Origin of the sequence: Rhodanobacter sp. PCA2 (assembly GCF_013620825.1) — a bacterium.
In the GTDB taxonomy this organism is placed as follows: Bacteria; Pseudomonadota; Gammaproteobacteria; order Xanthomonadales; family Rhodanobacteraceae; genus Rhodanobacter_A.
In genome coordinates, this window is the sequence record NZ_NJIC01000037.1 from 25225 (window position 1) to 26133 (window position 909).

Here is a 909-nt window from a genome sequence, read left to right on the forward strand (position 1 = left end):
AGCGACGGGGCTTGCGGCAAGCCCGGCCCCTCACCCCGGCCCTCTCCCCTGAGGGGAGAGGGGGAATGGCCCGGGCTTGCGGGTTTTGTTTCCGCACCCAGGCGCGGAAACGCGATGCGCCCGCGCAGGTCCAGCCCGTTGCGGTAGGCGAACTCGGCGAGGCCGTGCAGGTACAGCGCATCCAGCAGGTCGGCGGTGGCATCGTCCAGCGGGCCATCCGCGATCTCGATCTTCGGCGGCACGCCAGCCTTGTAGTAGCTGACGCCGGCGACCAGGTGCAGCAGCTTCAGCGCCGCGTCGAAGGCGGTCTGGCGTTCGCGCGGCAGTGCCGGCGCATGCGGAAAGCGGATGCGCTCCACCATGGCCTCGCCATCGTCGAACGCATACGCCAGCTCGGCCACGCCGTCGGCATAGCGCGCGTGCAGGAAGCGGAACACCTGGGTCAGGCGCGGTTGGATGGTTGTCGTCACTCTCTCAAGTCTCCCGCGAGCCCTGCACCCTCTCCCCTCCGGGGAGGGGGTCGGGGCGAGGGGTCGAGCCTGCCAAGGCCTCAAAAAACCCCGCCATCCCTACTCCCTCCGGGGAGAGGGCTGGGGTGAGGGGTCGAGCCTGCCAAGGCCTCCAAAATCACCTCAAGCACGCCGTCCAGATTCTTCAACGCCTCATTGTTCCAGAAACGCAGGACCCTGTATCCCACTCTTTGAAGTTCGCTGCTTCGATGCTCGTCGTAGATCCGCTGGTCGCCATGCTGCCCGCCGTCCAGCTCCACGATCAGGGACGCATCAGGGCACGCGAAATCGACGATGTACCGCCCTATTTCGTGTTGTCGCCTGAACTTCCAGCCCGAGAGGCGCCGGTTCCGCAGTCTGGACCACAGCAGTTGTTCTGCATCGGTCGAATCGGCTCGCA

1 protein-coding gene and 1 pseudogene are annotated in these 909 nt (G+C 66.3%); both read right to left on the reverse strand.

What is annotated here, in order from left to right; all coding sequences use genetic code 11:
• Positions 1-470: pseudogene (locus PCA_RS17625) on the reverse strand (endonuclease domain-containing protein); the annotation flags it as partial.
• An 80-nt stretch (positions 471-550) separates the two neighbouring features.
• The coding region (locus PCA_RS12520; RefSeq protein WP_255436830.1) for an endonuclease domain-containing protein at positions 551-909 on the reverse strand (359 nt) is incomplete at its 5' end.